The 25,902-nt window shown below is 47.4% G+C and carries 20 protein-coding genes; 13 read left to right on the forward strand and 7 right to left on the reverse strand.

Going from position 1 to position 25,902, the window contains the following annotated elements; all coding sequences use genetic code 11:
- Window positions 1-2: 2 nt before the first annotated feature.
- The 5 genes from MJ611_RS05720 to MJ611_RS05740 all read right to left on the reverse strand — a co-directional run bounded on the left by MJ611_RS05720 (window position 3) and on the right by MJ611_RS05740 (window position 3,805).
- On the reverse strand, window positions 3-188 hold the full coding sequence (locus MJ611_RS05720) for a FeoB-associated Cys-rich membrane protein (RefSeq protein WP_250428547.1): 186 nt from the start codon (window positions 186-188) through the stop codon (window positions 3-5).
- A 33-nt stretch (window positions 189-221) separates the two neighbouring features.
- Entirely contained in the window at window positions 222-1,025 is an 804-nt protein-coding gene (locus tag MJ611_RS05725) for an inositol monophosphatase family protein (protein WP_250428548.1), read from the reverse strand.
- A gap of 54 nt (window positions 1,026-1,079) precedes the next feature.
- A complete protein-coding gene (gene lnt, locus MJ611_RS05730; RefSeq protein WP_250428549.1) occupies window positions 1,080-2,765 on the reverse strand; it encodes an apolipoprotein N-acyltransferase in 1,686 nt (561 codons plus the stop codon).
- Entirely contained in the window at window positions 2,731-3,417 is a 687-nt protein-coding gene (gene rsmI / locus MJ611_RS05735) for a 16S rRNA (cytidine(1402)-2'-O)-methyltransferase (RefSeq protein WP_250428550.1), read from the reverse strand. The genes lnt and rsmI overlap by 35 nt, the downstream gene beginning before the upstream one ends.
- Before the next feature lie 133 nt (window positions 3,418-3,550).
- A complete protein-coding gene (locus MJ611_RS05740; RefSeq protein ID WP_250428551.1) occupies window positions 3,551-3,805 on the reverse strand; it encodes a 4a-hydroxytetrahydrobiopterin dehydratase in 255 nt (84 codons plus the stop codon).
- Between the two features lie 107 nt (window positions 3,806-3,912).
- On the opposite strand from MJ611_RS05740, the gene MJ611_RS05745 reads away from it, so the two are divergent.
- From MJ611_RS05745 to MJ611_RS05765, 5 genes are all read left to right on the forward strand, one after another.
- Window positions 3,913-4,782, forward strand: a complete 870-nt coding sequence (locus MJ611_RS05745; RefSeq protein ID WP_250428552.1) for an SDR family oxidoreductase — start codon at window positions 3,913-3,915, stop codon at window positions 4,780-4,782.
- 90 nt (window positions 4,783-4,872) lie between these two features.
- Window positions 4,873-5,184 (forward strand): hypothetical protein, encoded by a 312-nt coding sequence (locus MJ611_RS05750; RefSeq protein ID WP_250428553.1) that lies wholly within the window; start codon window positions 4,873-4,875, stop codon window positions 5,182-5,184.
- A 91-nt stretch (window positions 5,185-5,275) separates the two neighbouring features.
- Entirely contained in the window at window positions 5,276-5,506 is a 231-nt protein-coding gene (locus MJ611_RS05755) for a hypothetical protein (protein WP_250428554.1), read from the forward strand.
- A 15-nt stretch (window positions 5,507-5,521) separates the two neighbouring features.
- On the forward strand, window positions 5,522-6,289 hold the full coding sequence (locus MJ611_RS05760) for a metallophosphoesterase family protein (RefSeq protein WP_250428555.1): 768 nt from the start codon (window positions 5,522-5,524) through the stop codon (window positions 6,287-6,289).
- Window positions 6,290-6,705: 416 nt separating this feature from the next.
- Window positions 6,706-9,081, forward strand: coding sequence for a T9SS type A sorting domain-containing protein (locus MJ611_RS05765; RefSeq protein WP_250428556.1), 2,376 nt, complete (start codon window positions 6,706-6,708; stop codon window positions 9,079-9,081).
- A 68-nt stretch (window positions 9,082-9,149) separates the two neighbouring features.
- Here the strand turns inward: MJ611_RS05765 and MJ611_RS20620 are convergent, their stop codons facing one another.
- Window positions 9,150-11,249 (reverse strand): Ig-like domain-containing protein, encoded by a 2,100-nt coding sequence (locus tag MJ611_RS20620; RefSeq protein ID WP_250428557.1) that lies wholly within the window; start codon window positions 11,247-11,249, stop codon window positions 9,150-9,152.
- A 796-nt stretch (window positions 11,250-12,045) separates the two neighbouring features.
- On the opposite strand from MJ611_RS20620, the gene MJ611_RS05775 reads away from it, so the two are divergent.
- From MJ611_RS05775 to rpiB, 4 genes are all read left to right on the forward strand, one after another.
- A complete protein-coding gene (locus MJ611_RS05775) occupies window positions 12,046-15,330 on the forward strand; it encodes an IPT/TIG domain-containing protein (protein WP_250428558.1) in 3,285 nt (1,094 codons plus the stop codon).
- A gap of 186 nt (window positions 15,331-15,516) precedes the next feature.
- Entirely contained in the window at window positions 15,517-16,791 is a 1,275-nt protein-coding gene (gene glyA / locus MJ611_RS05780; protein ID WP_250428559.1) for a serine hydroxymethyltransferase, read from the forward strand.
- A gap of 30 nt (window positions 16,792-16,821) precedes the next feature.
- Window positions 16,822-17,664: a twin-arginine translocase subunit TatC gene (gene tatC, locus MJ611_RS05785; RefSeq protein WP_250428560.1), complete on the forward strand. Its 843-nt coding sequence runs from the start codon at window positions 16,822-16,824 to the stop codon at window positions 17,662-17,664.
- A 2-nt stretch (window positions 17,665-17,666) separates the two neighbouring features.
- Window positions 17,667-18,104, forward strand: a complete 438-nt coding sequence (gene rpiB, locus MJ611_RS05790) for a ribose 5-phosphate isomerase B (RefSeq protein WP_250428561.1) — start codon at window positions 17,667-17,669, stop codon at window positions 18,102-18,104.
- Window positions 18,105-18,259: 155 nt separating this feature from the next.
- On the opposite strand, the gene MJ611_RS05795 is transcribed toward rpiB, so the two are convergent.
- Window positions 18,260-19,621: a hypothetical protein gene (locus MJ611_RS05795; protein ID WP_250428562.1), complete on the reverse strand. Its 1,362-nt coding sequence runs from the start codon at window positions 19,619-19,621 to the stop codon at window positions 18,260-18,262.
- Window positions 19,622-19,764: 143 nt separating this feature from the next.
- Between MJ611_RS05795 and rbfA the strand changes: the two genes are divergently transcribed.
- The 4 genes from rbfA (at window position 19,765) to MJ611_RS05815 (ending at window position 25,435) form a co-directional block, all read left to right on the forward strand.
- Window positions 19,765-20,169 carry a 30S ribosome-binding factor RbfA gene (gene rbfA / locus MJ611_RS05800; protein WP_250428563.1) on the forward strand — a complete coding sequence of 135 codons (405 nt, stop codon included), beginning with the start codon at window positions 19,765-19,767 and terminating at the stop codon, window positions 20,167-20,169.
- A 15-nt stretch (window positions 20,170-20,184) separates the two neighbouring features.
- Window positions 20,185-20,994 (forward strand): class I SAM-dependent methyltransferase, encoded by an 810-nt coding sequence (locus tag MJ611_RS05805; RefSeq protein ID WP_250428564.1) that lies wholly within the window; start codon window positions 20,185-20,187, stop codon window positions 20,992-20,994.
- An 81-nt stretch (window positions 20,995-21,075) separates the two neighbouring features.
- Window positions 21,076-22,299: an ABC transporter permease gene (locus MJ611_RS05810; RefSeq protein WP_250428565.1), complete on the forward strand. Its 1,224-nt coding sequence runs from the start codon at window positions 21,076-21,078 to the stop codon at window positions 22,297-22,299.
- A 220-nt stretch (window positions 22,300-22,519) separates the two neighbouring features.
- Window positions 22,520-25,435, forward strand: a complete 2,916-nt coding sequence (locus tag MJ611_RS05815; RefSeq protein WP_250428566.1) for a DEAD/DEAH box helicase — start codon at window positions 22,520-22,522, stop codon at window positions 25,433-25,435.
- Window positions 25,436-25,902 lie beyond the last annotated feature (467 nt).

Genomic DNA, 25,902 nt, shown 5'->3' on the forward strand with positions numbered 1-25,902 from the left:
CTTTACAGCTTCGTAGCAGCCGCTTTCCGGTCCATCTCCTGCTGTATTTTTTTAAAGTCGATACTCGAGCAGCCGCCGCAGCCACTGGCACAGCCATCGCCTTTCGCACTGAAAACACGGTACAGCATGCGCCCGATGTAGGCAGAGGCTGCTATAAAAATCAGAAGAATAATGAGTTCCTGTACCATATGCTTTTACAACTGCACAAAAGTATAAAAAGTTTACCGAAGCGGCTCTTTCCAGTACTCGGCAATGGTCGCTAGCATCTCGCTGTGGATGTTGCCGTTGCTGGCCACGATCTCCCGCCCGAAAATGTAGTCGCCCCCATCTGTAAATTTAGACACCTGCCCGCCTGCTTCCTGCACGATCAAGGCGCCGGCTGCCACATCCCAGGGGTTCAGGTTAAACTCAAAGAAGCCTTCAAAACGGCCACAGGCCACATACACCAGGTCCAGGGCAGCAGAGCCCAGGCGGCGCACCCCATGCGATTTAGCCATAAAGTTGCCCAGCACCTGCAGGTATTGCTGCGTCAGCCCGAAGTCATAGTAAGGGAAGCCGGTTGCTACCAGTGCGTCTTTCAGGGCAGGTGCCTCGGATACGTTGATCGGGTTATCGTTGCAGAACGCGCCGCCGCCTTTGTAGGCATAGAAGCACTCGTCGCGGTTCGGTTCGTACACCACACCCAGCACGATCTCCTCGTTTTCCATTAAAGCGATGCTTACCGAAAATATAGGAAGCCCGTGCGTGAAGTTAGTGGTACCATCCAGCGGGTCGATGATCCAGTTGAAGCGCTCTTTCCGAACATTGTCCGTTTCTTCTTCGGTAATGAAACCTGCCTCCGGCAGCAGCTCGCGCAGTTGTTTCACCAGTTGCTCCTCCGCCTGCTTGTCTACATAAGACACCAGGTTGTTGAAGCCTTTCATTTCTACTTTGGAGCGGTCAAAGCTGCCGGACTCCTTCTTGATAAAGGCCCCTACTCCTCTGGTGATAATCGTTACGTTCTGGCAAAGCTGTCGCAGGTTCATAGTTTTAGTGGTTATAGGTTGAAGCTTGTAGTACGCAGAAAACGAGCAAGGGCGCTACGCTTTTACGTTTTTATACTTTGTTTTCTCTTCCGGTCTGGCTTTTTGCATAAGGCCCTTTCCTACCGTTCCGATAAAGAGCAGCAGCGACAACCACAGCATGCTTGTGCCGATGTACTCGCCTGTGCGGGTGTAAAAGGTCATTTCGGTATTAGCAAGTATGGTCTGGCGCAAGGCATCCTGCACCCACCATTCCGAACGGTCCGTGATCTCGCCTTTCTGGTTGATGAAGCCGGAAATGCCGGTGTTGGCGGCGCGGGCAACACTGCGCCGGGTTTCGATGGCTCGTAAGGTAGCATACTGCAGGTGCTGCTTGTAGCCCGGCGAGTCGCTCCACCAGCCGTCGTTCGTGATCACAAAGATCAGGCTGGCCCCGTTGCGGATATAATCCGACACGTATTCGCCGTAAATAGACTCGTAGCAGATGACAGGTGCTGCCGCTATACTTTGCTTGGGCGCATACTTGAATACGGAGCGGTGCGGCTGGCTGCCTACGCTGCCTACGGTACCTCCCAGGTCAATGGCCAATGGCCCCAGGAACTTGAAAACATGCGGGTAAGGCAGCTTCTCTACGCCCGGAACCAGCTTCGATTTGTGGTACATCTCTATCTGGCTGTTGGTGTTGATGTGCATGCCCGTGTTGAAGGAGTCGTAGTAACCGAAGCCTTCGAGGTGGCGCACGGTTGGGCTGGCGTTTTTGTTGTCGCCGTAGAAAGTATAGGTGTCGATACCCGATACCAGCTCCAGTCCCGGGTGGCGCTTCAGAAAATCCTGTAGCTGCTGGATAGAAGTATAGCTGCCAATGCGTTCTTCCCAGTAGCCTTCGTCCACGCGCAGGGCGGTTTCAGGCCATACCACAAACTTCGTCTTTGGCGTAATCTGCTTCTCCGACAGGCTGATCAGGCGCTGCAGCTGCTCTTCGTAAGGTATAAAGTTGTCGTGTCCGGAAAACTTCTCCCGGTACGGATCTACATTCGGCTGCACCACTACTACTTCTGCCGCCTCGCCCTGTTCGGTATAGTTGGCCAGCATCAGGTAGGAAATCGCTACAGGCACTACCACCAAACCGAGCGGCAGCAACAATTTCTTTTTTTGAATTGGCTGGAACGGATAATGCTCTATCGTCAGGAAAATGAGCAGGTTAACCAGCAGAATCCAGACAGAGCCGCCCAGAAAACCGGTATACTCGTACCACTGTACCCACTGGTTCAGGCTGGCAAAGCCGTTGCCTAACGTAAGCCAGGGCCAGGAGAGATCCCAGTTCAGGTGAAATTGCTCAAAGGCCACCCAGTAAACAATAAAGGAAGTATAGCCTATCACGCGGCCCAGCAACTTTTTGGTAAAGTAGAAAGCCATGAGCGGGGCACATTGGAAAAGCGCGTTAAAGATAACAGCTGCAATGCCACCCGGCACGGTAGAATGCATCACCCACCAGGTGGTGAACAGGTTCCAGAGCACCATGGCCAGGTAGCTATACTTAAAGAACGTATAACCCGGCGACTTATGCTGCCCGCCCTCTGATACCAACTTCTCCAGGTAGAGGACCGGCACAAAGCCCAAGAACAGGAAAAAGCCCAGCGGCTTGATGGGCCAGCCCAGCCAAAGTATAACAGCACTTACCAGTGCCAGCAGCGGAAGTATAAAAGGGCTACTTAGCGCCCTGTACGACAATGACGAATTCACCTTTGATTGCTTTTGTAGTGAAGATTTGAATCAGCTCGTCTAAAGTACCGTTAATGGTTTCTTCAAACATTTTTGAGATTTCACGTGAAACAGATGCCTCGCGCTCGCCGCCAAAGTACTCCTTGAACTGCGTTAGCGTTTTCAGCAGGCGGTGCGGCGACTCGTAAAAGATCATCGTGCGCTCCTCCTCTGCCAGGCTCTGCAGGCGCGTCTGGCGACCTTTTTTCAGGGGCAGAAATCCTTCAAATGTAAACCTGTCGGTACTAAAGCCCGATTTTACCAGTGCCGGCACAAAGGCGGTAGGCCCCGGAAGGCACTCCACTTTTATCCCGTGTTTCAGGCACTCCCGCACTAACAAAAATCCGGGGTCAGAAATTCCGGGCGTACCTGCATCCGATACCAGCGCCATCACCTCCCCTGCCTTTAGGCGCTCTACCAGGTGGGCCAGCGCCTTGTGCTCGTTGTGCAGGTGGTGGCTGTGCATGCGCTTTTCAATGCCCAGGTGCTGCAGCAATTTTCCGCTGGTACGGGTATCCTCGGCAAGTATAACATCCACCTCCTTCAGCACCCGGATGGCACGTAGCGTAATGTCTTCGAGGTTGCCGATGGGCGTAGGCACTAAGTATAAATTGGTTTTCTCAGGTTCCTGCATGCCGTAAAGATACTATAGATAAGGGAGAAAGGTAAAAAGGTAAAGAAGTAGAAAGGTAAAAAGGTACAGAAGGCGTGGTTAGCTTCTGTACTTACCATTTCATCAAGCGTATGGGGGCTGCAGCTGCACCGGCTCAGGAGCCAGACGATAGGATTTTATCGGCTATTTCATCAATGCGTTTTGCCAGGGTATAATCCTTTTGTGTAACGGTGTTGCCTGCGTCGTGCGTGGTCAGCTCTATCTCTACTTTGTTGTACACGTTGCTCCACCAGGGGTGGTGGTTCTGCTCTTCGGCCACTTCGGCTACCTCGTTCATAAAAGCCATGGCCTGCCGGAAGTCCTTAAACGTGAGGCTGCGCTTTAATTTATTGTCTTCTTCTGTCCACATAAAGTATAGTATAACATGAGTGACTGCGTATGTGCCTGTTACGGAAACAAGCGGCCTAAGGAGGCGTATAGAAAAGGCCGCCGCTTGCGGCTACACCACATAAAGCTATGAAAACTATGGAGAAGAAACCAGAATCGTTACCGGCACAGGAGCAGAAAGAGCAGCCAGGAAAAGAGCACGAAATGACACCAAAGCCCGAGTACATCCGGGAGTCTTACAAGGGCAGTGATAAATTGAAAGGGAAGGTAGCCCTGATAACGGGCGGAGACAGTGGCATTGGCCGGGCTGTAGCCGTGCACTTTGCCCGCGAAGGTGCCGATGTAGCCATTGTATACCTGAACGAAGACAAGGACGCTAAGGACACGCAAAAGCTGGTGGAGAAGGAAGGCCGCAAGTGCATCATCATGGCCGGTGATGTGGGAGACGAAACTTTCTGCAAAAAAGCAGTGGAGCAAACCGTAAAAGAGCTGGGCAAGCTGGATATCCTGGTGAACAATGCCGCCGAGCAGCACGAGCAGAAAGATCTACGGGATATCTCCAAAGATCAGCTGCAGAAAACTTTCCAGACCAACATCTTCGCCTATTTCTATATGGCCAAAGCGGCTCTGGAGCACATGAAAGAGGGCAGCGCGATCGTTAACTCTACTTCCGTAACCTCTTACAGGGGCAGCGACCACCTGATGGACTATGCCTCAACCAAAGGCGCCATTACGGCCTTTACCCGCTCGCTGTCGCAGAATCTTGCCGAGAAAAAAATAAGGGTAAACGGCGTAGCTCCGGGCCCGATCTGGACACCGCTGATACCTGCCTCTTTCGATGCCGATAAGGTGAAGGAGTTTGGTCAGAATGTGCCTTTAAAACGCCCGGGGCAGCCATCTGAGGTAGCGCCTGCCTATGTTTTCCTGGCCTCGGAAGATGGCTCTTACATAACCGGGCAGGTGATACACGTAAACGGCGGCGAACAGGTAGGTTCCTGATTTTACCTAAACCATAGCGCCGGATTTGGAGTAAAAACACCTAAAGTGCTCCTGACCTTTGAGGAAAGGAGCCGGTAAAAGTAAAGCATCATGGAGAAAGATAGAGAACATAAAGACCAGAATCAGTCGCAGGGCAAGGGCAATGGTAAAAACAGGCCTGTACGTGTGATTGAGGACGACACTTCCGAGCAGGAAATGATGGCCGGTCATATTATACCAGGAGCAGATCCGCCCAAGAATGAACATCAGCGTGGCGGCTATGGCAACCGCGACGGCAAAGAAGGTTTCGGCAGCGATACTGCCGGCCAGGGCCCGTCTGCCACAGGCGTAAACGATTATTCTGATGACGGAACACCGCCACCAGATAACATGCGCACCGAAGACGAAGGCAGAGGTACGTAAGTATCTGCTATCGTAAATCATATAATTTTCAGGTGCTGAGCCAGCAGGCACTGGCTCAGGCCTATTGTTTAATTTAAAAGAAGGAGGGAAAATGCCATCATACAAGCATACTCAGCAAAGCTCTGAGAACAAAGGAAGCCCAAGTGCATCAAGCCAGTCGAAAGCCGGTACAAAGCCAGTAGACCCAAACCAGACACGTGCCGAGCACGACGAACTGGAGGACAAGTATACTAATGGGCCTGATGAACCAGCTGAGGGTATCAGAACAAACAACCCAAACAGAAACCTGAACAAACCGGATATAGACAGAGGCAAGTACTAGTCATACTTCTTTGTCATGTTTACACAAATAGCACCTGCTCCGGCAGGTGCTATTTTTATACCTGTTCTCCACCCCGTAACGTTTCCTATGGCCCGCTACGCCATCACCGATATCCATGGCTGCGCCCGCACCTTCAAAGCTCTGGTGTTGGAGCAGTTACACCTGCGTAAAGATGATGAGTTATACCTCTTGGGCGATTATGTAAACAAAGGCCCCGATAGCAAGGGCGTGATCGATTTTATACTTCACCTGCAAAAGCAGCATTACCAGGTACATTGCCTGCGCGGCAACCACGACCAGATGTTGCTCAATGCGGCCAGAGCAGGCGAACGTGCCCTGCTCCTAACCCCTGATGAGAAAAAGCTCACTTACCAGAATTTCCGCATTTCAGACATAACCCACCTCCCTGACAAGTATGTAAATTTCTTGAACTCCCTCCCCTATTACCTTGAGCTGCCTGATTACTACCTGGTGCATGCCGGTTTTGATTTCAAACAAGCGGACATTTTCAAAGACACCGATGCCATGATGAACATCCGCAACTACAAAGTGGATTGGGAAAAGCTATCGGATAAGCGCCTGTTGCACGGACATACCCCTACGGCACTGAGTATCATTCTACAAGGCGTTGATCAGCAGAAACAGTGTCTGAATCTGGATGCTGGCTGTGCCTACTACAAAAACGCTGCACTAGGCAATTTGGTGGCATTGGATTTAGACGCGATGCAGTTGTATAAACAGTGCAATTTGGACAAGCCTTACCCTATAAACATAAAAAGCTGATATACAGACTTTATATAATATAATATTAAACTCCAATTATTGATTTATGGCAAGCCAATATGTGCTTTTTTAGTGCAATATTAATTGAATTCATAAAAATAGTTGGAAAAATTATAGCATGTTGTGTTTCTAATTTTTAATATTGCTTTATATTAATAATCAATTAGACAGCGCAACAGTAAGGTAAAATAGGTTTCCAAAATATTGAAGAAAGTAGGAAGCTGCTGAAATAGCAGCCCGGCATTTTATTGTCTTTTAATTTAAAAGCTAATGCCCCTGCTGATTGTGCTCCGAAAATGAGTGCAATTAAATACTTGAAAAAGTATAAAGGAAACGCTTTGCCTATACTATTCAGCAGCTGATCCAGCTGTTAAAGGTGCGTTTACACAGCAACTAGAAAATCCTAATACTTTTTTATGAAACACTTTTACAATTTCAATTTTGCTGCTAGTGTGCAGCCTGTTACATCAGCTTTAGGAAGAGCTGCTGGTAGCAGATTAAGAAACTTTTTGACTCTTACGCTGCTAAGCCTTTTTATGTTGCTTGGGGTGGAAGTCTTTGGGCAAGCTGCAACGAAAATAGGCGTTGGTGCTAATGTAACAGCTAAAACATCCCTAGATGATACTCCTTTAGATTGGAACTTGGCATCAAGTTGGGTTGAAGGTGTTGTTCCGATAAGCTCAGATATAGTATTTATTCCAAAGGGTTCAGTCATAAAAGTAACAGGAAACGCAGTTTGTAATAGGTTAGATATAGATGCAGGTTCTGGTCAAGATAAAAGAGGTGGAGAGATTATCATTGGAGATGATAACGTTCCTGCTGGAACTACATCAACACTTACAGTTGCAAATCTTAGGTTCAAAACAACCACTGGTAAACCAAAATTACGAGCAAATCTTACAATCCAGAGCAGCGGCCATTTAGTAGTGACGGATGCTATAACCAAGCACAGTCAAAACGGTGGTGCAGTGTCTGATGCCAACACCAATATATTTTATACCTTCTCAGATAAAAGTATTATCGAGTACAGTGGTGCTAACCAGACGCTATTTAACTTTTCAGCAGAAACGTATTCTGTTAAGGGGGAACCTGAGCAGACATCAAGTGTTTATCAAAATCTTATACTTAGTGGTAGTGGAACAAAAACGCCTACTGATGCTTTTCGAATAGAGGATAATCTTACTATAAATTCAGGAACCATATTTGCTGCAGGAAGCCTTGTGCATAATATCTCAGGTTCTGTTACAAACAGTGGAAATCTACTTGCTGGAACAAGTACAATTAACATTGGAGGTGATTTTACTAATACTGGTACTGGTGCATTTAATAAGGGAACAGGAAGTACTATAGTATTTAACGGTAGTAATCAGAGCGTTGCGGGGGTAAACTACCATAATCTTCAATTCACTACTTCTGGTACCAAGACAGCTACTGGTAATATAGGAGTTGCAGGAGCCTTTACAGATAATACTGGAAGTATATTTGCTGCAGCTAGCTATACACATACCATCTCCGGTAACTGGAATATACAAGGAGCCTTTACTCCGGGGAGTTCTACAATAGTATTGAACGGTAGCTCCGGTGTGGTGAAAAATATAAGTGCTGCGGCTGGTGCCCGTACTTTCAACAATCTTACAATCCAAAATGGTGAAGGGACTCTCTTGAATAACTTTTCAGTTACTGGAATTTTGGATTTAAAGACAAAATTAAAAACGCAAGGGTTTACACTAGATTTAGGCACAACTGGTGTATTAGCAAGAGCAGAAAACAACATTGAGTATATTGATGGCTTTGTGAAGGCTACAAGAAATATACCTGCATATGGAACTGGCACCCAGTTATTTGGTAATATTGGTCTAAGTATAGGTAGTACTTCTTCTACATCGGTTGAGCCCATGACCTTAATTATAACACGAACAACCGGTAAAGAACTTTTAGCTGATAATGGATATAGTAGTGCAAGACGCTATTATGACATCACTGCTGCGTCTGGCACAAGCATTGAAAAGGCAAATCTGCAAGTAGATATGGACTTTATGGTTTCAGAATTAAATCAGCCATCTTCTCCTCAATCTATATACAGACAAACCTCGGTTACAGCGGCATCTAGCACCTTCCAAGGAATCATATCGACTCTTTTTAAATCAACCGGTGAGACTACTACTGGTGTGACTCAAACTTATCGCATTTCAAATTTCGGCACATTAGGACTATACACTGCAGGTAGTATGAATGCCCCCCTTCCAGTAGAACTTGCCTGGTTCAAAGCAGAGCGTCAGGCTCAGGGGGTAAACCTAACCTGGATGACGGCTTCCGAGAAAGACAACAGCGGCTTCGAAGTGCAGGTGTCAACAGACGGCCGAAACTTCAGCAAGATTGGCTTTGTGAAAAGCAGCGTTACTACTTCATCTGTAGCACAACGCTACAGTTTCCTGGACAAGAATATCGCTACAGGTACCCGTTACTACCGCCTGGCCCAAATAGACCTGGATGGAACAACCACCTATTCTTTTGTAAAAGCGATCAATGTAGGAGGTATAAAAGTAGCTACTGCAGCTTATCCGAACCCTTTTGCAAGCGATGTGACAGTGCAGTTGTCAAATGGTACACCACGTGAAGTACGTATTATACTTAGCAATGCTTTCGGACAGGTAATATCCGAGCAGCAGTCAGAAGCAACTGAGTCTGGCCAAGTAACTGTAAATATGTCTTCAGCAAAGGCAAGCGGTATCTACATCCTTCAGGTAGTAGATAACGGCAGCAAACATACTTTCAAGCTGATGAAGAAATAACAACCAACATTACTCATGCAAAAAGGGCCGCAGTTACTGCGGCCCTTTTTGCATGAGTAAAATCGTACTTATTCAGCGATCATCAGCTTGATGATCTGTACACCTTTAGAAGTCTTTATTCTGCCGATATAAAGTTGCTTGCTACCAATCGATCTGCTGATATCAAAGCTGTACTCTTTACCAGCTATTACTTCACCCTTATACAGTTGCTTCACAACACGGCCATTCAGGTCAACAATATCAATGGCAATCTGGTCATTGTCATGCGCGATCAGCTTCAGTTGTGATTTGTCCTGGATTGGGTTTGGAGAAATTGATGCGTTTACAATTTCAGTATTGTAGTCAGCTACAGTGTTGATAGTACCTGCGTTTCCTGTAGAGCAATCTCCCAGTACGTCGCCATGATCCAGGTGCGCCTGTACGGCCTGCGGAGCAATGCAGATAGGCTTGCCTTTGTGGCAAACTACTACTTTGTCTTTCCTGCTGTTATTACCGCAACGCACGTCGTTTACAAATACAGTTACTTCATCGGTGCTGGTGCAGCCATACTTGTCTGTAACTGTTACGGTGTAGGTGGTAGTAGTGGTCGGGCATACCTTAATGCTCTGGGTAGTTGAGCCAGTGCTCCAGTTATAAGTATAAGTAGCATCGCCGCTGGCAGTTAAAGTAGCGCATGCATACTTCTCTTCATATCCGTAGATCACGTTCTGGTCGGCACCTGCATTTACTACCGGGGCTACGCTTACCTCCATAACCTGCGATGTAGCATTGGTGCATCCGTTGGCATTGGTGTAAGTATAAGTTATAGTATGTTTGCCAATGCCGGCTACAGCAGGGTTGAACACGCCATTCTCAACACCAGTGCCTGTATAACTACCTCCTGCCGGATATCCACCTGTTAACGTAAGAGGGCTGGCATTAACACATGCAACAGAAGAAGGCATGTTGAAGGATACTACCGGAAGGGCCTCTTCTTCTACTCTTACCTGCACAGTCGCGCTAACACAGCCGGTTGCATCTTTAACTAAAGCAGAGTAAGTGCCGGCAGCTAAATTATCAAATGTTGCAGATGACTGAAAGGTGCTGCCGCCATTCAAGGAATAAGAAAATGGTGCTACCCCATTGTTTGCTTTAAGCGTCACTTTGCCAGTGCTGCTTCCAGCGCAGGTTTTCTTATCCAACGTGTAAGCTGCCTGAACGGCGCATCCTTTAGGAACTACATTGATATAAACCGTCATCTGGGTAGAGAGTGGCACTACGTCAGAGTCGGTGGCTACAAACTGCACTGTATACTTGCCTGTTACGCCTGCCTGTGGTGTCCAGGTAAAGGTGCCTTTTGCCGCGTCCCCGAATGCAGTTTGGCTGAAAGAAGCACCTTTTTCAAGCAAGGAGCTGTTCGCGTTCAGGGTCACGTTTTGTTTTTCTGCATCCTGAGCTGCTACTTCGAAAGACAAAGATTGCCCTTCCTGCACAAACTGCTCTGTAAGCTGTGTAAACTCAGGTGCTGTGTTGTTGCCGGAGCTGATGTTCAGAATAAAATCGCGAAGAACAAAAGCGCCGGTATACTGGCCATTGATTTTCTCGCGCAGCTTAACGTTTACCAGCCACAGCCCTTTTAAAGGTCTCTCCCACTTTATAGTGCCATCGTTAGCAATGCTGAAGCCTGATTCACGCATGAGTTTATATGGATCACCCGATACGCCAAAAGGAATTTCCAGCGAATAATCCTGCTCATGTCCTTCCGGGTCTTCCATGTTCATGTTGAAGCTAATGGCTTTATCAACATTGAAGTTAAAGATAGGCAGGTCATAAAACTGCGGAGAAGAACTTGGTGCATCCGGATTGTAGTTTACTGCGGCAAACAAACCGCTTTCCTCGGAACCGAAGTTTGAGCCATTCGCCCGGCAGCAGCTCTTCCAGGAAATTTGGTATAAACCAGGCTTAGACCAGGTAATACGTTGCCGCTGCACGTGTTCGATGGTGATACCATCAGGTAATAAGGTCTTAGAAATAGAAGTAGAGCCAGTGTTATACTTGGGCGATCCTTCATACGAAAGACTTATGCTACCTACTGCGTCTTTATCCCAATACCCTCTAATAGTCATTTCATACTGACCTCCACCTAAATACTTGTAGGTTACCTGCCCCCCTTTGAAGTGAGAGGCCACAGCCGAGAAACTGGTTAAAAAGATGAAGAGCAATACCATCTTGCTGCATAACATCCAATTTCGGCGTTTGCCAAATTGGACTGTTCTGCCGTGCCTTTCTCCACCTTGAAGAAGAGGTTTGTTGTGTAGAGTTTGTTCCATGGGCATATGAATTTAATTTGTTTAAATTGAACTTTTGCATTTTGCTAATATGCTTAATATTATAAGTTCTATTTTAAGCAAAGGAAAAGTATTGAGAGTGTTATATATATGCAAATTATTATGTATAAAAGATGGTGCTATAATGATAACTTTATATAAAAAGTTGAAAAGTTTTAAAGGCTGGATAAAAACCAGTGGAGGTAATAGTATCAAGGGCTAACAAAACCTAAAGAAGGCTGTCCCATAAAAAAAATATTGGTTTTCAATAAGTTACTATAGTTGAAGAGGAGGATAGTAGTATGAGGACAGATAAGCAATGTTAGTTTTACTCTACTAAGTAGAACATTAATATTAAAAAATTCTGTGCTATTCTGACACAATAAGGCATGCTAAAATTTTTATATATAAATTTTAGACATATATATTTGTCTTTTGTATTAGCTTTGCATTATATTTATCATGCTGAAAGTGAGAAGCAAAGAATATGATAAACGCAAAGCATGAAAAAAAACTCTATGCATTGTACTCTTTTTGCTGGAGAATTCTTGTTTAAGCAGATGTTGAAAAAGGTTGGTCTAGTTAGATTGACTGCAGGAGAAGAAAACTTAAATTTTTATTATTTCTTAATTATTGTCGGGTTATTAATCGCTATGCTATGGCTCAAACTTCTACCCTTTTAAACTTCCTATTAAGGAGAAACACAGCGAAGCTATTGTTGCTTCTGCTCTTCTGCATTGTCGGGGTCGCACAAACACATGCGCAGACGTTGCCATACAGTTACGATGGGGGATGGAAAACTCCTAGTGGTGGATTAGTGATATCAAGTGGTCTTGGAGCTGATAACACTGCTGAGTTAGCGAATAGTCCTACAGGAACTAAGTCAGCTAATTTTAATGCTCAGGGAGGCTGGGTGCAGATAAATGTCCCAGCTGGATTAAAAATGATTTCCTATGCAGTAAGAGGGGCTGGCCTTGCTGATTTTACTGGGGAATTCGTTGTGTCTGCTTCGGTTGATGGTATAAACTATAATACAATTAGAACCATAAGTGCTAGTGATAATATTATTAGAACTGCAGGTAAGGAGAAAGTATTTGATAATACTTTAAGTAATGATGTTCGGTATGTGAAGTTCACTTATTCTGTTTCTGTTGTAGGGAAAAATCAATATATATTGCTAGACGCAATTAAGGTAACCCCTCCTAAACCTGAAATTAATGTAAAGCAAACTTCCGACATAACACTTAATGCTACTTATTCATTCGGACTTACAAATATCAAAACAAGTAATACTCGTACCTTCACAATAGAAAATTTAGGTATAGGGCAATTGAATTTAACAGGTAGCCCTAAAGTAGTTGTCTCTGGTGATAACGCGAGTGAGTTTATAGTTAACGAAGTTAATACGGCTGCAATTATCGAAGATGCTAACTCAGGATTGGGAAACGCAACAACTTTTGATATTACTTTTAAGCCGGAATCTTTTGGTCAGAAGAAAGCTACTGTTTTTATAAGTAATAACGATACGGATGAAAATCCTTACATATTTAATATCACAGGAAACGGAGAGTTCTTTGCGCCAGTTATTACTCAAATGAGTCCTACAGAAGGGCCAATAGCTACAAAAGTAACAATGCAAGGTTCTAATTTTACTAACGTAAAATCAGTAACATTTGCTAATGGTGTTAGTGCAACCTATACAATTTTAAGTGATTCTGAAATTGAAATAACCGTTCCTGCGGGCGCTACATCTGGTCCTATCAAATTAGTAGTTGAAGGTGGAAAAGCCACTTCAAGTGAAGCTTTCACCGTTATCTATGATAGTCCGACAATTACATCATTTTCTCCGAATCAAGGTTATGCAGGTGAACTGATCACAATCAGAGGAACAAACTTCAATGAAATTAAAAATGTAAAATTCAATGGAGTAGTTGCCTCTTACACACGCATAAACAGTGGTGAAATTAGAGCTTCTGTTCCTTCCGGCGCAACAAAAGGATTTATAACAGTGGAGACACCTGCAGGTGTAGCAACCAGTTCTGAGGAATTTACGGTGCTTTACCTCGTGCCGACTATAATAAGCTTTGATCCGACAGAAGGATACGTAGGTGAACTAGTAACAATTACAGGAGCCAACCTTACCGAAGTGCAAGGGGTATGGTTCAATGGTGTGCTGGCAAACTTTGCAGAAGTGAGCGAGACAGAACTTGTAGCAGAAGTGCCAGAAGGAGCTACTACAGGCACTGTAACAGTTGAAACTACTGCCGGTACAGCGACCAGCTCAGTTGAATTTACAGTATTGCGTCGTGAACCAGTTATAACTATGTTGGATCCTTACCAAGGTTACATAGGAGATGTTATTACTATAACAGGTGAGAACTTTAAAGGAGTATCACGCATATTGTTTAATGGTGTAGCAGCTAGCTTCAATCAGGATAGTGAAACTCAAATAAGACCACAGGTGCCAGTAGGAGCTACTACAGGATACGTAACTATAGAAACTGCAGAAGGTACAGCAACTAGCCCAGAAGTATTTATTGTGCTTCAGCCTGCTCCTGAAATTATAACATTAAATCCAACTGAGGGATACGTAGGCGATCTAGTAACAATTACAGGAGCCAACCTTACCGAAGTGCAAGGGGTATGGTTCAATGGTGTGCTGGCAAACTTTGCAGAAGTGAGCGAGACAGAACTTGTAGCAGAAGTGCCAGAAGGAGCTACTACAGGCACTGTAACAGTTGAAACTACTGCCGGTACAGCGACCAGCTCAGTTGAATTTACAGTACTTCAGCTTCTTCCTCAAATAACAGCTTTTAGCCCTTCTGAAGGAAAAGTTGGAGATGTAATTACTATTACAGGTGAAAATTTTGCTAACATACAGGAAGTACTGTTCAATGGTGTTACGGCAAGCTTTGTACAAGATACCGATACACAAGTGAGTGCACGAGTACCAATGGGGGCGACTACAGGAGCCATTACTGTAACTACTTCAGCTGGCTCTGCAACAAGTAGCGAAGTATTTACAGTATTGAATTCTCCTAAAATAGTTCTATCAACAACAGAAATAGATTTTGGTTCTTTGGCTGTAGGTACTAGTGATGTAAATATGTACCAAGTTAGTGCTACAGATCTGAATGATGGAGCTAGTGTAACAGTAGATGTTAGCGGAGCTCCAGGGGATTACACTATCTCCAGAAGCATGGAAGGACCATTTGTTAAGACGCTGACAATTGAAGACAATATTTTCGATAACACGTTAGCTCCAACAGACATTTGGGTTAGATATGCACCTGCTGCAGCTGGTACAACAAGTGTGAGTATTACACATTCAACTGAAGACGCGAAGGTAGAAGTACTTACAGTGAATGGTACTGGTGCTGCCCCCCTCCCAGTAGAATTGATCTCTTTCAAAGCGCAAAAGCAAAAAGAAGCCGTATTACTAACCTGGGCAACAGCTTCTGAGAAAGACAACTCACACTTTGATGTAGAAATGACAGATGACGCGAAGGGCGAGTTTAAAGCAGTAGGCAAAGTAAACAGCAAGGCCACTAACAGCTCTGTTAAAACGAACTACCAGTTCAGCCACGCTGGCGGCTTTGTAGGTACTCGTTACTACAGATTGAAGCAGGTAGACCTGGATGGTACATCAAGCTACAGCAACGTAGTGGCCGTAGAGGTGACAGCAGAACTGCAGACAGTAAAAGTTGCTCCTAACCCGATCTCTCCTGAGTCTAAGCTGTTGTTCCCGGCTACAGAAGCTGGCAAACTGAACATCACAATCGTAAACATGTCCGGTAGCAAGGTAGCTGCAAAGTCAGCAGACGTAGAGGCTGGCACAAATAGCATAGAGCTTGACCTTAGCGAGAAACTGCCGGCAGGCATGTATATCCTGACTACAGAGTTCAACGGCAAAACCGAACAGGTAAAACTGATCAAGCGATAATCAGTTCTACATAAAAAAAGAGCCCGCCACTTAAATGGCGGGCTCTTTTTTTATACTGTATTTACAAACCATAAATTTTAATAGCCTAAATCTGCGCAGAAGTGTGCTTACGTATATAAGTGGCTGAAAATTGGTTTATTCGGGTGCAAGCTTTAATTTTGAACGATCACTACAACTATAACAGCAATGCAAAGAGATACAGCCATATTCGACCTGATAGCCAAAGAAAAAGCACGCCAGACGCACGGCATCGAACTGATCGCATCCGAGAACTTCGTTTCAGATCAGGTAATGCAGGCAATGGGCAGCGAAATGACCAACAAGTATGCTGAAGGCCTGCCAGGCAAACGCTATTATGGTGGCTGTGAAATAGTAGACCAATCAGAGCAACTGGCTATCGACCGTGCAAAACAACTCTTTGGAGCTGAATGGGTGAACGTGCAGCCGCACTCGGGTGCACAGGCCAACGCAGCTGTGATGCTGGCTGTGCTGCAGCCGGGCGATAAGATACTGGGTTTCGACCTGTCGCATGGCGGTCACCTGACACACGGCTCTCCGGTAAACTTCTCCGGTAAGCTGTACAAGCCTTCTTTTTATGGAGTGGAGCAGGAAACCGGCCTTATTGATTTTGACAAAGTAGTAGAAACAGCTCGTCGAGAAAGACCAAAGCTTATTATCTGTGGCGCCTCTGCGTATAGCCGCGACTGGGATTACAAGAAGCTGCGCGCAGCTGCCGATGAGGTAGGCGCTCTGCTGATGGCAGATATCTCCCACCCTTCCGGACTTATCGCTCGCGGTTTGCTGAATAACCCGTTTGAGCATTGCCATATCGTAACTACAACTACCCACAAGACACTGCGCGGCCCAAGAGGCGGCATGATTATGATGGGGAAAGATTTTGAGAACCCGTTTGGGTTGAAGACGCCAAAAGGTGAAACCCGCATGATGTCGTCTGTGCTGGATGGCGCTGTATTCCCGGGTACGCAGGGTGGCCCTCTGGAGCACGTAATCGCAGCGAAGGCAGTTGCTTACTTTGAAGCCCTCTCTGACGACTACCTGGGCTATGTACAGCAGGTGCAGCAGAACGCACAGGCTATGGCTAAGGCGTTTGTGGAGCGCGGCTACAACATTATTTCTGGTGGCACCGACAACCACATGATGCTGATCGACCTGCGCTCGAAAGGGCTCACAGGTAAGCTGGCAGAAAACACGCTGGTAAAAGCAGACATCACCATCAACAAAAACATGGTGCCGTTCGACGACAAGTCGCCGTTCGTGACTTCCGGTATGCGTGTGGGTACTGCCGCTGTTACTACCAGAGGCCTGAAAGAGAATGACATGGTACGCATTGTGGAGCTGATCGACGATGTGCTTTCCAACCATGATAACGACAGCAAACTGGAAGCTGTGCGCAAAGAGGTAAACAGCTGGATGCAGCAGTATCCGCTTTTCGCTTATTAATCATAAAGTATATTTTAGGAGCCCTAATTAATGGATCAACCATATCTGGAAGAAGGAGAGCAGCAGCAGGAGATGTCCTTTGTGGATCATCTCGAAGAGTTGAGATGGCACATCATCAGGGCTTTAGCTTCCATACTTGTATTTGCAACCATTGCTTTTCTGGCGAAAGGCTTTGTGTTCCATGATATCATTCTGGCCCCCTCCCGCACCGATTTCCTAAGCTACAGGCTGATTTGCGAGTTGGGGCAGCGTATCGGCTCTGACGCGCTTTGTATCACCGAAATGGGGTTTACGATACAGAGCCGGCAGATGAGCGGGCAGTTTACGATGCACATGCTGGTATCACTGGTGCTGGGACTGGCCTGTGCCTTCCCGTACGCATTCTGGGAAATCTGGCGCTTTATAAAGCCCGGACTTTACCCGCAGGAGCAGAAAAACTCGCAGGGAGCAGTCTTTTTTGTTTCGGTACTGTTTATGATGGGACTGCTGTTCGGGTATTACGTGGCAGCGCCTATTTCCATCAACTTCCTGGCAGGCTACCAGGTCGATCCGTCTATTGTAAACGAGTTTGACCTGTCGTCTTACATTTCTACGCTTACGACCCTGTGCCTGTCGTGCGCCTTGATGTTTGAGATGCCTGTGATCGTATACTTCCTCACGAAGGCAGGTCTTCTCTCACCTGAAACGATGAAGCTGTACCGTCGTCATGCAGTGGTAGTGATACTGGTGGTAGCTGCCATTATTACGCCGCCTGATGTAATCAGCCAGCTTCTGATCGGGTTGCCGCTTATGCTGCTCTACGAGGTAAGTATAAGTGTTTCGAAATCTATCCGTAAAAGAGATTTAAAGAGATTAAACCAACAAAATTCCTAACTATGGCCTACAAAATCGCGATAGGAGGAGACCATGCCGGTTTCACCTATAAAAACTTACTCAAAGACCTGCTGGCCGAGGGCGGACACGAGGTGAAGGACTTTGGGCCTTTTTCAGATGCCTCTGTTGATTACCCGGACCATGTGCACCCGCTTGCTAAAGCGATAGAAGAAGGCGAATTCGACTATGGCATCCTGATCTGTGGCAGTGGCAACGGAGTGGCTATGACGGCTAACAAGTACAGAAAAGTACGTGCGGCCCTATGCTGGCTGCCTGAAATTGCGAAGCTTGCCCGTGAGCACAACGACGCCAACATACTTTGCATACCGGCTCGTTTCGTATCAGAGGCAGAGGCTGCAGAAATGACGCGTATTTTCCTGAACACAAAGTTTGAAGGCGGACGCCACCAGAACCGAGTGAACAAGATAGCGGACTGCTAAGCCAGTAACCAGTATAAAAGCAGAACGGGCGCCTTTTAGCAAAGGCGCCCGTTCTGCTTTTATACTTTCCTACTTTCCTACAAGTATAAACCGTGCAGCTGCAGTGTAAGTGAGCTAAAATGTAAAAGCATGAATCAGAAAGTATAGCCGGCAGGCTAACGCGTTCTCTTGTACACGGATGGTGTACCCGTTGGCTCGTAAGCTTCAAACACGGCAGGCAGTTTATACTTTAATTCTGGCATCAGGCCTGCCTGGTCAACTATAACGGCAGGAGACTCTTTTCTGAAGTTTTGGTAGATCTCATACACGGCCTGGTATTGCTGCAGTCGGCCGAAGTGCCGCTGCGACAGCTGCCAGTTCAGGTATGGGGTTACCGGTTTGTTTTGCCTGTAATAGCTGATGTCATTCCCTAGAACAAGTACGGTAGTGCTGCTAACCCCGGTGCTCGCCTGTTCAGGCAAGAGCATCCGCGAATCATCAATTTTTACGAACCGGTTCAGGCCCAGGGGCTGCTGGTAACGCAGTAACAGCACGCCGGCCAATAGCAAAAAGAAGAATACGTTCAGCATCCATACTTTCTTACGAATGCTGAAAAGGTACTCGCTGTAGTAAGCCAAAGGTGGCAGCACCACGATGAAGGTGCCCGCAGATATCTCGTATTGGGTAAATACCAGTGCAAGGCTCATCACCAGCCATACGCCCATCAGTTGCTGAAACTTAACTTGAAATACCAGGCGCTGCGGCAAAGAGGCGGTGCTCATCAGCGATAAAGCCAGTAACATTGCCGGTAACAGCATAATTTTCGCAAGGTCTGTTGCCGGAAGCAGAAACGCTATATGAAACTGCCACGGGCGGAACAGGTGCAATTCAAGAAAGTATGAAAGCGAGCTGCTGTACAGGTAATAGGTCATGAAAACGGCATACGGAAAGGCAAAGCCACACAGCATCAGCAGGAAGCTCCGGAAGGTGCTTGAGGCAAAAAAGAACACCGCAAAGCTGCTCACGATCAGGAAAAGTGCCAGCGGCAGGTAACTTAATGCTGCCAGGCCGATCATAAAGCCGCCTGCAAAAAGCCTGTTATTCGAAAGCCCCTCCCGCGATACGGTTATAATATAAGGCAGCGACAGGATCAGAAAGGTGTTGCCGATCAGCAGCGGCGAGAGCATATCAAACTCAAATGTGATACTACCCAGGATAAGGTATAGCAATGCCGGAATGTAGCTCTTGCCGGCGTACACGCTGTGCCTGTTCAGGGTGATGTTCAGGAACAAAGCCTGCAGCAGCAGCAGGAAGGCGGCTGTAAGCCTGTACGTAAGGTACGACCGGCCTGCCAGCAGGTCAATCATCCAGTAGATCAAGGCTGAAAGCGGTGCCGTATCGTCATATACCTCCCGGTACATGGCAAAGTCGTCGGCCAGGCGCTCGCCCACCAGCATGTGCAGCAGCTCCTGGATTGTATCCGGAATACCTAAAAAGATTAACGGAAGCCGGATAGCCAAGAAGAGCAATATCAGCAAAATAAGTCGGGAAGGCAGTATGCTGCGGAAGTAACTAATCAAAGGAAGACGCAGTTAGAGAAACTAAACGCCAATATGCATTGAAATGAGTAAGGCGCTTTTGGGGTAAAAATGCGAAATTAATATGATATTTGCATCTTCGTATGGAAAGTAAAAGACAACAGAAATTTTCGCGCCTTATTCAGAAGGAGTTGGCAGAGATCTTCCAAAGGGAAGTGCCGCACCTTTTTGATGGTGCCTACATATCAATTAGCGTGGTGCGCGTGTCGCCTGACCTGGGTGTAGCCAAAATATACTTAAGTGTAATGATGGCCAAAAATAACGAGGCCCTGCTGCTGCAGGTACGTGCAAACACCAAAACCATTCGCCATTTGCTGGCGCAGCGTATCAAGAGCCAGGTGCGTGTTATCCCGGAACTGGTGTTTTACCTGGACGACAGCGCTGAGTATGCAGCCCACATGGACAAGATTTTCTCTAACCTCGATATTCCGCCGGCCAGCGAAGAAGACAACGCTGACGAGGAGGACGATAATACCTATACCCGATAGTTCGATACCACCCTTATGCAGTATGATCCTATTAAGCGTGTGCTTGGAGATGCCTTCAACAAGACACCTTTTCTGCGCCGCCTGTTTTACAACCTGTTAGACCTGCTGTTGCTCCGGGCATGGCATGTGCACAAAGAGCTTCGCGTCTGGGCCGATGGGCGCAAGAACAAAGAGCAGCATATTCTGGATGCAGGTTCCGGTTTCGGGCAGTATACCTATTGGCTTTCCAGCCAGAGCAGCAAGTGGAGCATTTTGGCGGTAGACGTAAAGGAAGAGCAGATCTCCGATAGCAACCGCTTTTTCCGCACGATCGGCAGGCAAAACGTTCTTTTCAAGATTGCGGACCTGGTAAAATTCCGCCAGCCGGAGAGCTATGACCTGATCCTTTCCGTGGATGTGATGGAGCATATTCTGGAAGATGTGGAAGTATTCCGCAACTTTCAGGCGTCGCTGCGCCCGGGCGGTATGCTGGTTATCTCAACGCCTTCTGACCAGGGTGGCTCGGACGTGCACGGCGACGATGAAGCTTCTTTTATTGAAGAGCACGTGCGCGACGGCTATAACATCAGGGAGATTGAAGACAAGCTGAAACTAGCAGGCTTCAGCAAGGTAGAGGCCCGTTACTCGTACGGCAAACCGGGACAGATCTCATGGCGATTGTCCATGAAGTACCCGCTCCTGATGCTGAATACTTCTAAAATTTTCTTTGTTGTGCTGCCGTTCTATTACCTGGTCACCTATCCGTTCAGCTTGCTGCTAAACTGGATGGACGTAAATGGCAACCACCCGACAGGAACCGGCCTGATCGTAAAGGCGTGGAAATAACATCAGGAGTGCTGAGTCTCGAGTTCTGAGTTCCAGACTCGGAAATCGATCAACGAAAAACAAAACACGAAATACGACTAAATGAACGTCCCTTTTCTGATAGCGAAGCGATATTTCTTCTCCAGAAAGAAGAGGAACATCATCAGTATTATTTCCAATATTGCCATGATCGGGGTGGCCGTTGGGTCGATGGCGCTCATTATTGTGCTGTCGGTTTTTAACGGTCTGGAAGACCTGATCCGGGCCATTTACAGTAGCTTCGATCCCGACCTGAAAATTACGGCTGTAGAGGGCAAGGCCTTTGAAACGGACACGGAGTTTATGAACCGCATACGCCGCACCCCGGGTGTGGCAGTGGTGTCGGAGGTGATAGAAGATAATGCCCTGCTGCGCTACAACGACCGCCAGATGGTGGTGAAGGTAAAAGGCGTAAGTGAAAACTTCTTTGAGCAGAACGAGATCGACTCTTCCATTGTGGAAGGAAGTTACCAGCTGCACCAGAAGAATGAATACTATGCGCTGGTAGGGCGCGGGGTGCAGTACCAGCTTTCTATAAGGCCGAACAACGAGTTTGTGCCGCTGCAGTTCATGTACCCGCGTAACACCAAGTTCAACCCACTCAACCCCGAGGCCTCGTTCAACAGCCGCGAGATCATACCGGGCGGGGTATTCGCTATCGAGCGCCAGTACGACGACGCGTACGTGTTTGTGCCCCTTAATTTTGCTGAAGACCTGCTGGAGTATGGCCGGCGCCGTACTTCGCTCGAAATAAAAGTAGAGGAAGGCCAACGCATCGAAACCGTGAAGCGCGCTTTGCAGGAGGTGCTGGGTTCCAAATTTCTGGTGCAGAACAGCGATGAGCAGCACACCAGCCTGCTGCGTGCCGTTAAGGTCGAGAAGCTGTTCGTGTTCATCACCTTTGCCTTTATTCTGGGCATTGCCTCGCTCAACATCTTCTTCTCGCTTTCAATGCTCGTAATCGACAAGAAGAAGGATATTGCCATACTTGCCTCTATGGGGGCTACGGCCACAACAATCCGCAACATCTTCCTGTTTGAGGGCGCACTGGTTGCTTTCATCGGGGCTGCCTACGGGTTATCGATGGGCATGCTGGTATGCAACCTGCAGCAGACATTCGGGCTGGTGTCCATGGGCATGGCTACTTCGGTGGTAGATTCCTATCCTGTTAAAATGGAAGTGGAGGATTTTATCATGACGGGCGCCGCTATTATTGTGATCACGCTGCTGGTTTCAATTCGCCCGGCACTCAAAGCGGCTGCTATGTCGGTTACCGATAACCTCTAATCTCTCACCCTTTATACTTACCAGGTTTCTTCCTTAACCCTCCCCATTGGCAACCCTGCCAAAGGCGGTTAATTTCTGCCTCTACCGGTAAACATCAGGCACGGTCGGCTGTTTGTCAGGAGATTTGATCCGACTGTCTGGTAAAGGGGTAAAAGCCTGCCGGGAAGTAGGAAATAACCGGTTTTAAGGTTAAATTTGATGTCCTTTAATCCAGCATGGTATGAAAGTTTATACCACACAGCCTTTTCAGGCAGTATACTCCTTATTTGAGCACGAGTACCTGGGGTACCTGTTCGAATCTTTTGTAGTACAGGTGAACTCGAAGGGCAATCTAACCTTTCAGCACCAGAATATTTCTGTTAAAAACGGCAAAGAGTTTGCCTCTCGCCTTGATGCAGATGACTTCAAACTGCTTCCGCTGATAGACCAGATACAGCAGGATGCGGTGCTGAAGAAGTTTTCCCCTAAGAAACAGTCGCCTGCCGATTTCTTCCTGAAAGTATACGACCCGGAGAAGGGAGACAAAGCACTGCAGGAAACCATAAGCCACTACATACAGGGGCGCATGGCCAAGATATTGGAGCTGCTGCGCAACAAGCAGACCTTTATCATGGGTAAAGATGGGGAGCCAACCTGGCGCAAGATCAAAATTGCTCCGGAAAAAGCTTCCGTGCTGTTCCATTTCAGGCGCAACGAAGACAACACGCATTACTACCCGACTATAAAGTATGCCGGCCAGAAGATGGAATTCATGTACCGCGATGCGGCACTGGTTTGCTACGAGCCGGCCTGGCTTATGCTCGATGGCACCATCTATAGTTTTGAAAAACCGATCGACGGTAAAAAGCTGCAGCCATTCCTGAACAAGCGCTTTATTGCCATACCCCGCTCAGTTGAAGAAACATACTACCGCAAGTTTGTGGCGCCGCTGGTAGAGCAATTTGATGTGCTTGCTACCGGCTTTTCCATCCGCTCAGAACGGTATACTCCTACCCCGCACCTCACCTTCTCGGAAGTAAAGACTACTGAGAAAGCAGTTCAGCCAGCCGATGTAAAAGCCGGCGCCCTGGTAAGCGATAAGATCCTGTTCGACCTCTCCTTTAAGTATGGCGACTACATAGTGCCTACAAGCGAGGCAAAGCGCGTGAGCGTAAGTATGGAAAAAACAGAGGATTCGTATGTGTTCCATCGCCTGATCCGGGACCTTAACCACGAGAAAGGCTACATAAAAGAGCTGTCGAAGCGGGCACTGGAAGTAAAGAACGGGCAAACCATTTTAGAAAAACCGGCTGCCTTTGCGTGGCTCAACCATAACCTGGCCGAGTTGGAACAACTTGGCTTTACCGTGCGGCAGGAGGAAAAAAGCGGTAAGAATTACTTTATCGGCGAGGTATCTGTAAACGTAGGTATCACCGAGAACAACGACTGGTTCGATATTTACGGCACCGTGCGCTTTGGTGAGTTCGAGATACCTTTTATTAAGCTAAAACAGCATATTCTTTCCCGCAACAACGAGTTTGAACTACCGAACGGGCAGATTGCCATCATACCGGAAGAGTGGTTTACGCAGTACATCGAGCTGTTTGCCTTCTCAGACGGCGAAGATACGCTGACGCTGAAAAAGCACCACATGGCGCTGGTAAACGACCTGGAGAACGGCAACCTGGCCACTGTGACCATGAACCGGAAACTGGAGAAGCTGCGCGAGTTCGAAACCATCGAAGATCATCCGCTGCCTTCGGGGTTCCGCGGTGAGCTGCGTCCTTACCAGAAGGCAGGCTACAACTGGCTGCACTTTGTAAAAGATTACAAGTTTGGCGGCTGCCTGGCCGATGACATGGGCCTGGGCAAAACCGTGCAGACGCTGGCCATGCTGCAGCACCGCAAAGAGAACGGCGCCGAAGCGGCCTCGCTGCTGGTGATGCCAACTTCCCTGATCTATAACTGGCTGAAAGAGGCTGAGAAATTTACCCCGGACCTGCGCGTACTCAACTATACCGGCACCTACCGCGACAAGAACATTGAGTTGTTCCAGGAATATGACCTGGTGCTGACTTCGTATGGCATTGTGCGCCTGGATGCGGAGCTGCTGAAGAGCTACTATTTTGATTACATCATACTCGACGAGTCCCAGGCGATCAAGAACCCGGATTCCAACACCTCGCGCTCGGTGCGTGAACTCAAGTCGCGGCACCGGCTTATACTTACCGGCACCCCTGTAGAGAACAGCACCATGGATCTGTGGTCGCAGATGACGTTTATCAACCCGGGGCTGCTGGGCAGCAAGAACTTCTTCCGCAAAGAGTTTCTGAAGCCCATCGAGAAGCAGAAAGACGAACACAAAACACGCCGTTTGCATGCCCTGATCAAGCCGTTTATACTTCGTCGGCACAAATCACAGGTGGCCCGCGAGCTGCCCGAGAAGATTGAGCATACCATGTACTGCAAAATGACCGAGGAGCAGGAGCATGCCTACGAAGAGACCAAGTCGTACTACCGCAACAAGATCCTGACAAGTCTGGAAGAGAACGGTGCCGGCAATACGCAGTTCATGCTCTTGCAGGGCCTGACCAAGCTGCGCCAGATCGCCAACCACCCGCTCATGACAGATCCGGGCTTTGAGGGCGAATCGGGTAAGCTGAAAGAGGTAATGCGCATGACTAAGAACGTGGTAGGCAAAGGCCACAAAGTGCTTATCTTTAGCCAGTTTGTAAAGCACCTGGAGCTTATCCGGCGTGTGCTGGACGAGAAGGAAATAACGTATGCTTACCTCGATGGCAACACCAAGGACCGGCAGAAGCAGGTGGAGCTGTTTCAGACCGACGAAAGTATAAAAGTGTTCCTGATCTCGCTGAAAGCAGGTGGCGTAGGCCTTAACCTGACCGCTGCCGACTACGTGTTCATACTTGACCCGTGGTGGAACCCGGCCGTAGAGGCACAGGCTGTAGACCGGGCGCACCGCATCGGGCAGCAGAACACAGTATTTACCTACAAGTTCATCACCAAAGATTCGGTAGAGGAAAAGATCCTGGCACTGCAAAGCCGCAAAATACAGCTCGTAACCGACCTGATCAGCACCGACGAAACCATCATCAAGAGCCTGACCAAAGAGGATATCGATAACCTGCTAAGCTAAATTGTTGAATGGCTGAATTGTTAAATTGATGATAAGCTATAAGTATAAAGTATGAAAAGCCGCTGCAGGTATAAATGCAGCGGCTTTTTCTTTTACAGGAAGTATAACTTTAGCGTCCGGAGGAAGGTTAAAAGGAATACTAACAAAGTTCCCCTCCTTGGAGGGGGAAGGGGTGGGTTCGAAGCTTGCGACCATAGGTCTCGAGAACGCGAGTTTGGAGGTAGCGAGCGTAGCTCTGAGGGGCAGGGATTGTTGGGTCACAGCAGCGATGAAAGTATAACCTGACTTACACCAATGGCAGAAATTCCCCTCCTTGGAAGGGCAGGGGTGGGTTTATACTTTTACCTGAACAATATACAGCCATGGCGCGAGCGTCCTCGCTCGTGACGAACTATAGCGGGGCCTCTGGCCCGGTAGAGTCAGAGACTAAACATCATACTTAGACACGGGAATAATTCCCGCGCCAG

The organism is Pontibacter ruber (assembly GCF_023630205.1).
Taxonomy (GTDB): domain Bacteria; phylum Bacteroidota; class Bacteroidia; order Cytophagales; family Hymenobacteraceae; genus Pontibacter; species Pontibacter ruber.

Excerpts from the sequence above, each read along its gene's own strand:
- tatC (WP_250428560.1), top strand. The coding sequence starts at position 16,822 with ATGGATCAACCATATCTGGAAGAAGGAGAGCAGCAGCAGGAGATGTCC.
- MJ611_RS05755 (WP_250428554.1), top strand. The coding sequence starts at position 5,276 with ATGCCATCATACAAGCATACTCAGCAAAGCTCTGAGAACAAAGGAAGC.
- MJ611_RS05720 (WP_250428547.1), bottom strand. The coding sequence starts at position 188 with ATGGTACAGGAACTCATTATTCTTCTGATTTTTATAGCAGCCTCTGCC.
- MJ611_RS05760 (WP_250428555.1), top strand. The coding sequence starts at position 5,522 with ATGTTTACACAAATAGCACCTGCTCCGGCAGGTGCTATTTTTATACCT.
- MJ611_RS05815 (WP_250428566.1), top strand. The coding sequence starts at position 22,520 with ATGAAAGTTTATACCACACAGCCTTTTCAGGCAGTATACTCCTTATTT.
- MJ611_RS05725 (WP_250428548.1), bottom strand. The coding sequence starts at position 1,025 with ATGAACCTGCGACAGCTTTGCCAGAACGTAACGATTATCACCAGAGGA.
- MJ611_RS05745 (WP_250428552.1), top strand. The coding sequence starts at position 3,913 with ATGAAAACTATGGAGAAGAAACCAGAATCGTTACCGGCACAGGAGCAG.
- MJ611_RS05740 (WP_250428551.1), bottom strand. The coding sequence starts at position 3,805 with ATGTGGACAGAAGAAGACAATAAATTAAAGCGCAGCCTCACGTTTAAG.
- MJ611_RS05765 (WP_250428556.1), top strand. The coding sequence starts at position 6,706 with ATGAAACACTTTTACAATTTCAATTTTGCTGCTAGTGTGCAGCCTGTT.
- glyA (WP_250428559.1), top strand. The coding sequence starts at position 15,517 with ATGCAAAGAGATACAGCCATATTCGACCTGATAGCCAAAGAAAAAGCA.
- rbfA (WP_250428563.1), top strand. The coding sequence starts at position 19,765 with ATGGAAAGTAAAAGACAACAGAAATTTTCGCGCCTTATTCAGAAGGAG.
- rsmI (WP_250428550.1), bottom strand. The coding sequence starts at position 3,417 with ATGCAGGAACCTGAGAAAACCAATTTATACTTAGTGCCTACGCCCATC.
- MJ611_RS05750 (WP_250428553.1), top strand. The coding sequence starts at position 4,873 with ATGGAGAAAGATAGAGAACATAAAGACCAGAATCAGTCGCAGGGCAAG.
- MJ611_RS05775 (WP_250428558.1), top strand. The coding sequence starts at position 12,046 with ATGGCTCAAACTTCTACCCTTTTAAACTTCCTATTAAGGAGAAACACA.
- MJ611_RS05805 (WP_250428564.1), top strand. The coding sequence starts at position 20,185 with ATGCAGTATGATCCTATTAAGCGTGTGCTTGGAGATGCCTTCAACAAG.
- MJ611_RS05810 (WP_250428565.1), top strand. The coding sequence starts at position 21,076 with ATGAACGTCCCTTTTCTGATAGCGAAGCGATATTTCTTCTCCAGAAAG.
- rpiB (WP_250428561.1), top strand. The coding sequence starts at position 17,667 with ATGGCCTACAAAATCGCGATAGGAGGAGACCATGCCGGTTTCACCTAT.